The 6,284-nt window shown below is 32.0% G+C and carries 8 protein-coding genes; all 8 read left to right on the top strand.

The window, feature by feature from the left end; genetic code table 11:
* A partial coding sequence (locus tag TICRE_RS13280) for a hypothetical protein (RefSeq protein WP_158016508.1) occupies positions 1-217 on the top strand: 217 nt, incomplete at its 5' end.
* A 15-nt stretch (positions 218-232) separates the two neighbouring features.
* Positions 233-1,051 carry an ABC transporter ATP-binding protein gene (locus TICRE_RS09040; RefSeq protein ID WP_075727296.1) on the top strand — a complete coding sequence of 273 codons (819 nt, stop codon included), beginning with the start codon at positions 233-235 and terminating at the stop codon, positions 1,049-1,051.
* Positions 1,048-2,109 (top strand): ABC transporter substrate-binding protein, encoded by a 1,062-nt coding sequence (locus tag TICRE_RS09035; RefSeq protein WP_075727294.1) that lies wholly within the window; start codon positions 1,048-1,050, stop codon positions 2,107-2,109. The genes TICRE_RS09040 and TICRE_RS09035 overlap by 4 nt, the downstream gene beginning before the upstream one ends.
* Positions 2,110-2,199: 90 nt before the next feature.
* On the top strand, positions 2,200-2,958 hold the full coding sequence (locus TICRE_RS09030; protein WP_075727292.1) for an ABC transporter permease: 759 nt from the start codon (positions 2,200-2,202) through the stop codon (positions 2,956-2,958).
* Between the two features lie 43 nt (positions 2,959-3,001).
* Positions 3,002-4,087 (top strand): uroporphyrinogen decarboxylase family protein, encoded by a 1,086-nt coding sequence (locus TICRE_RS09025; RefSeq protein ID WP_075727290.1) that lies wholly within the window; start codon positions 3,002-3,004, stop codon positions 4,085-4,087.
* 100 nt (positions 4,088-4,187) lie between these two features.
* A complete protein-coding gene (locus TICRE_RS09020; RefSeq protein WP_075727288.1) occupies positions 4,188-5,102 on the top strand; it encodes a CobW family GTP-binding protein in 915 nt (304 codons plus the stop codon).
* A 468-nt stretch (positions 5,103-5,570) separates the two neighbouring features.
* Positions 5,571-5,903: a DsrE-related protein SaoD gene (gene saoD, locus TICRE_RS09015; protein ID WP_075727286.1), complete on the top strand. Its 333-nt coding sequence runs from the start codon at positions 5,571-5,573 to the stop codon at positions 5,901-5,903.
* Between the two features lie 68 nt (positions 5,904-5,971).
* Positions 5,972-6,232, top strand: coding sequence for a thioredoxin-like (seleno)protein SaoT (gene saoT / locus TICRE_RS13770; RefSeq protein WP_269843987.1), 261 nt, complete (start codon positions 5,972-5,974; stop codon positions 6,230-6,232).
* Positions 6,233-6,284: the final 52 nt, after the last annotated feature.

Genomic DNA, 6,284 nt, shown 5'->3' with positions numbered 1-6,284 from the left:
TAAACTTTACAAGAAAGTTGCTGGGCCATCCTTTTTAAGAGTGTTAGAAAAAATAGATTCTAAGAGTAATACTAAGATTCATATTTGTCCAAAAACATCTACTTCATTATTGGCAGTAGATTTGATTGAAGAGGATGAGAATGGACGCTTTTTTGGTGGAAGCTGTATATCAAGTGCTAGGAGTATTGATGGGAGTAGGAAGTATAGGGTGAGATAGAAAGGAGGAAAGGATATGTTAGATATCTTAGTAAAGAATTTGGGTTTTGCCTATGACAAAGATATTATTTTGTCGAATATAAATATGGAAGTTAAAGCAGGAACCTTTGTATGTTTACTAGGTCAATCTGGATGTGGCAAAAGCACGTTTCTTAGATTGTTAGCTGGGTTAGAAAAACCAACTTCTGGAGAAATATATGTCGGAAATGAATTGCTCAAAAATCCTGGTTTGCAAAGAAGTATGGTATTTCAAGATAGTGGGCTTTTTCCTTGGATGACTACTGGAGAAAATATAATGATAGCTCTTAAGCAGAAATTCAAAGGAATGTCTTATGTGGATAGAAAAAATGAAGCAATTAGAAGGTTAAAAGATGTAGGACTAGATGAATCAAGTTTTCATAAACTTCCAAAAGAACTTTCCGGAGGAATGCAACAGCGTTGTGCTATTGCTCGAGCATTTAGTATTGATTCACCTATACTCTTAATGGATGAACCCTTCGGTGCATTAGATGCTGTTACTAGATCAAACCTTCAAGGCTTAGTAATTGATTTATGGAAGCAAGAAAAAAAGAATAGGAAAACTATATTTTTTGTAACTCATGATGTAGATGAGGCTTTGCTTCTAGCAACAGATATATTTATATTGGGGCAAGCGCCAAGCAATATTATTCATAGGTGTTCCCTTGGAGGAGGAAAGACATGGAATATTAATACTATTCATACTGACCCTAATGCATTAGAGCTAAGAAATGACTTGGTCAAAATCATTCATAATGAAATTAAGAAAAAAAGCAGTAAAAAATTTGAAACCTATAAAAAAGGAGTGGCAATATGAAAACAAAAATAAAATTAGTTACATTTTTAATTACAATAACGGTACTATTAGCGGCTTGTTCTCCAAAAGAAGTAAGTAACAACAATGAATCATCAGAAGATAATATAAAAGTTAAATTAGCTGCACAAGCAACATCAGGACAAGTATTTCAATTTCTTGCTGAAGATAAAGGTTATTTGGAAGAAGAAAACATAGATGTTGAACTTTCTTATATAAATAATGGTTCAGATGCGTTTTCTGCTTTAAGTTCGGGACAAGTTGATGTTATTTCCACATATGGAACAGGTGGGCCTTTAATACAAATTGCAAATGGACAGGAGTTTACTATATTTGGTGGATACATGATTATTGGAGCAACACCTGTTTTTGCTATGCCTGATACTGAATACAATAGTGTTGAAGATTTTCGTGGAAAAACTATAGCTATTATGAGAGGTGGAACACCAGACATCGTATTAAAAGGCATTTTACATGATGAAGGATTTGACATAGAGAAAGATGTTAAGTTTATTGAGCTAAAAAAGAACACAGATGTTATGGAAGCGGTTAGAAATGGACAAGCTGACTTTGGTGCTGTTTCTACTGGTTTTGAGCTACAAATTGCTGAAGCTGGAATGGAAATCGTATTATGGCCTGATGAATTATGGCCTAATCATTCATGTTGTCGTATGGTTGCTAAAACGAGTTGGTTGAAAGAAAATCCTGAAGCAGCACAGAGGTTAATGCGTGCATATTTAAGAGCCGAACAAGATATGTCACAAGATATGGGTAGAGTAGTTGAATTGACTGTTGAAAACTTAGATATGTCCGTTGAAACCGCAGAAAGTTTCTTGCTTAGTGACCATATGATTTATGAAACTGACCCATTTAAAAATAGCGTGGTAACTATGTGGGAAAAAATGCAATCTTTTGGTTATATTAAAGATCCTAATGTGGATATAAACGATCATATAGAGACTAACAACTATAAATCTGCTTTAGATTCTTTAATTAAGGAATATCCAGATAGCAAATTTTTTAAAGAAAAGCTTGAAGAATACAATGATAATAATCTTTAGATGAGTATTTAATATGGGAGAATTGATATATATCAACTCTGCCATATTATTGAAAGAACAATAATAATTTGTTAGGGAGGATTTAAATTAATGAAAAAGTTTATTATAGATAGAATGGGGATTCTGTTAATTTTCATTGGAATTGTACTTTTTTATGGAATTGTTACGGATGTTTTGGGAATATTAGACCCGTTCTTATTTCCAGGATTTGGTAAGATATTGCCAGGATTTTTAAAATACTTTAAAGAACTTTTAAATGGGCTTGTAAGTTCTCTTGGGTTATTAGTTCCAGCTTATACCATGGCAGTTGTGTTTGGAATAACTATAGGTGTTATTGTTGGTTTGAAAAAATGGCTTAGAAGAAATATTACTCCATACATAAATGCTTTTGGTTCTATACCAGCGACACTCTTAACCCCATTTGCTATTCATATTTTCCCTTCGTTTCGAATTGCATCAATATTTATTATATTTATTGCGGCTTTCTGGACAATTTTAGGATCTACAATCAATGCAGTTATGACTATAGATAAGAGATTTCTAGAAAATTCAGCAACTTTGGAAATTAAGGGGATAGAAAAAATGTTTAAAATTATCCTTCCGGCTGCTTCACCTACTATATTATCAGGTTGTGCTATAGCACTTAAATTTTCTTTTGTTATGCTAACTGTTGCTGAGATGTTCGGTGCTACTTCTGGAATGGGTTATTTTGTACAGTATTACTCTGATTTTGCCAGATTTGATCTAGTAATTGTTGGTTTTATATTTATTGCTTTAGTTTTAGTTAATATAATGAATCTTTTTGATTTAATGAAAAGTAAATTACTTTATTGGACAATAAATGATTAGTTATTAATTCTAAGGGAAAATAATATTATGGGAGGTTACAGACATGGTAAAAACTGATCAAATGACCCCTGCTGAACGAGCAAATGCTATTAGCAAAGGTTTAGAAGTAGATAGATTACCTTGTAATCCTAATATTGCGAATGGTACTGCTAGAATTTATGGATGTAAGGTTTCTGATTTCAATCACAATCCAAAAATAATTGCTGAAGCACAATTTGCTTCATATAAAAAATTTGGCGGTGATAGTTTAAGAATTTTTACAGATTTGTTTACTTGGGCAGAAGCAATGGGGGCAAGTGTAAAAGAACCAGACGATGATACTGTTGATTTGGCAAGTCCTGCAGTTTTTAAAGTAGAAGATATAGATACGTTAACTCCTGCGAATCCATATAAAGATGGACGATTACCAATTCACTTAGAGGCAATGAAATATTTACGAGAATTAGCTAAGGATGAGATTAATTGTTCTGCAGGAGTAGTTGGACCTTTTACTAATGCATCTTTTCTATTTGGTGTAAATGAGACATTAAAATTTGTTCATAAAAATCCAGAAGCTATACACAAACTATGTAAAGTTTCACTTGAAACTTGCAAAGCTTATGTAAAGGCATCAATGGATATTGGAATAGTTCCAACAATCTCGGAACCAATGTCGTCCTGTACAGTTATTAGTCCTAAGCAATTTAGAGAACTGTCATTGCCCTACTTAAAGGAATTAATTGAATATATAAAACAAAATGGTTATAACCCTGTAGTTCATATATGTGGACAAACAAATAAAATATGGAGTGATATGGCAGATATAGGTATTGGTGGAATGAGTATAGACAATATTGCAAGCTTGGAAGATTGCAAAAGAACAATCGGGCATCAGACAAAAATAATGGGTAATGTAGATCCAGGTGGAATAATGTATTGTGGAACACCAAATGATGTTAGAATCAGCACCTTAAAGGGAATTTTAGAGGCTTATGACTCTCCTAAAGGATATGTAGTTATGTCAGGATGTAGCTTACCAATAGATACTCCAATTGAGAACATAGAGGCAATGATGGATATAGTACGAGAAGTTGGTTATCCAGTCGACCCAGATAAGGTAATTTACTTGATAAACCATTATAGTAAATGATTTTATTCAATAGTATATCAGAAAGGGATTAATATTTTGTTGAAACAGTACGATTAAATAATTTCAATAAATAGAATGTAAAAATAGGAAGGTGATATATTTGACCACAAAAATTGATATAATTTCTGGTTTTCTTGGTGCGGGAAAAACCACTATGATAAATAAACTGCTAGATGAAAATGTCTTAGGGGAAGGTATTGCCATTATTGAAAATGAATATGGGGATATTAATATCGATTCAAGAAGAATCGGACAAACTGGAATAGAAATAAAATCTATTACATCTGGATGTATTTGCTGTTCTTTGCAAGGTGAATTTGACATAGCAATGAAGCAGCTCATAGATGAGTTTAAGCCTAATAGAATAATAATTGAACCTACAGGAGTAGGAAAGTTATCTGACGTTATAAATGTTGTAGATAATCTTAGAAAACAAAGAGATGTAGCGTTAAATATGGCAATTGCAATTGTAGATGCTATAGAATTCGAGGATTTTATTGATGTTTTTGGAGACTTTTTTAAAGACCAAATCCAACACGCTACTACCGTTATATTGAGCAAGAGTCAATTAGTAGAGGAAGGAAAGGTTGATGAAATAATAAATTCCATTAGAAGTCTTAATCCTAATGGCAATATTATAGCAACTCCTTGGGATATATTATCCTCCCAAAATATTCTAGAATTGTCAGAGTCAAAAAATAGTCAAAGACATGATTATTTAGAGCATAATCACCACCATGGTGAGGATGATGAATTTCAGTATTGGACCATGGAAACTGCCAAGAAGTATGATAGCAATAGACTTAAAGAAATTCTAAATAGATTGAAAGAGGATAAATATGGTAACGTACTTCGGGCTAAGGGAGTATTATCAGATAACGAATCTAATTGGATGGATTTTGACTTCCTACCAAATAACATAGAGATTAAATATATTAAACCCCAAGCAATTGGGCAAATCGTTTTAATTGGCAAAGAACTAACTAAGGAAAACATCGAGAAATTATGGGTATAGGCAAGAGCAAACTAGGGGCGTACCTTTGGCCGCCACATGGCACACAAGAATTATTAAGTGCACATCAATAGTAGAATTTGCAGTAAGTAGAATTACACATTCAGTATAAGAAAAAAAGTTAACTATCTGGTTAACTTTTTTTCTTATACTGAATTGAAAATTTCAACAAATAAATTTGATTAAATTGATATTTTTATTGTTATTAAATTACAACAAAGATGCAGGATTCATGCTATTTATTTGCCAAATAATATTGAATTTCAAATTCAAATTTAAATTTAAATTTAAACTTAAATAATTATGCTTGACTTTAGTACTGTAATGTATTACCATAAATTATGTCTAAAATAATAGGTTACTTATTTTAATTATCACAATTGTTACTATTATAACAAAAAATGACGTGAAAAGCAAAATGCTAGTTCAAAGAAGCTAGTAGAAGTAAAAAAATACAAGGGAGGAATCAATATGAAAGTTGCATATGTTATATCTTCAGATAATAGTAGGACAATATTAAGGGATATGATAGTTCCACAGATGGAAGCTGAAGGGCATGGTGCTGATGTTTTAGGAATGTTTTTTGTGTTTGACAATACATATTTACTTTTAAAGGACACAGATTTAGGAGAGAGATTACAAAAGCTCCATGATAAAACGGGAATGATAATACTTGCTTGTGACCAATGTGTTTTTGAAAGGGAGATTCAAGACAAGATAATACCTGGAGCGTCTATTGGATGTTTTCCAGTACTTTATGGTTGCCTAGAAAATGCAGAATTAGACCAGGTGATAACCTTATAAAACATTTCATTACTAATGCTTAGGATAGTATAAGAGATCCACATAAGCTATTTGTTGGAGGTGCTTATTTGAGTAAGGTATTGGTTGAATTTATTAATACATGATCTGGTTGTGATGGTTATACCAGAGCTGTAGAGGCTGCTGCAGCAAAATATAAAGAAAAAGTTGATGTGAAAATTTATTATGCAGGGAAGGACTTTGATTATATAAAAAAATATGGAGTTATTTTTAAAGGTACTTTGATAATAAATGGAAAGAAGAAGATTGATAGAATTTCAAAAGATATTATAGAAAAGGAAATAAAAGAGGCTGTTATGGAACTAGAATGATAGGAGATGAAAAGATTATATGATTATATTTGAGTTTTTAAAATCTATGTTA

Source organism: Tissierella creatinophila DSM 6911, from assembly GCF_001940565.1.
Taxonomy (GTDB): Bacteria; Bacillota; Clostridia; order Tissierellales; family Tissierellaceae; genus Tissierella_A; species Tissierella_A creatinophila.
The sequence above is the reverse complement of the archived record's forward strand: the minus strand, read 5'-3'. Positions and strand labels throughout refer to the sequence as shown.

What these genes read in the sequence shown, in the direction of transcription:
- TICRE_RS09040 (WP_075727296.1), top strand. Translation starts at nt 233, where the DNA reads ATGTTAGATATCTTAGTAAAGAATTTGGGTTTTGCCTATGACAAAGAT.
- TICRE_RS09035 (WP_075727294.1), top strand. Translation starts at nt 1,048, where the DNA reads ATGAAAACAAAAATAAAATTAGTTACATTTTTAATTACAATAACGGTA.
- TICRE_RS09030 (WP_075727292.1), top strand. Translation starts at nt 2,200, where the DNA reads ATGAAAAAGTTTATTATAGATAGAATGGGGATTCTGTTAATTTTCATT.
- TICRE_RS09025 (WP_075727290.1), top strand. Translation starts at nt 3,002, where the DNA reads ATGGTAAAAACTGATCAAATGACCCCTGCTGAACGAGCAAATGCTATT.
- saoD (WP_075727286.1), top strand. Translation starts at nt 5,571, where the DNA reads ATGAAAGTTGCATATGTTATATCTTCAGATAATAGTAGGACAATATTA.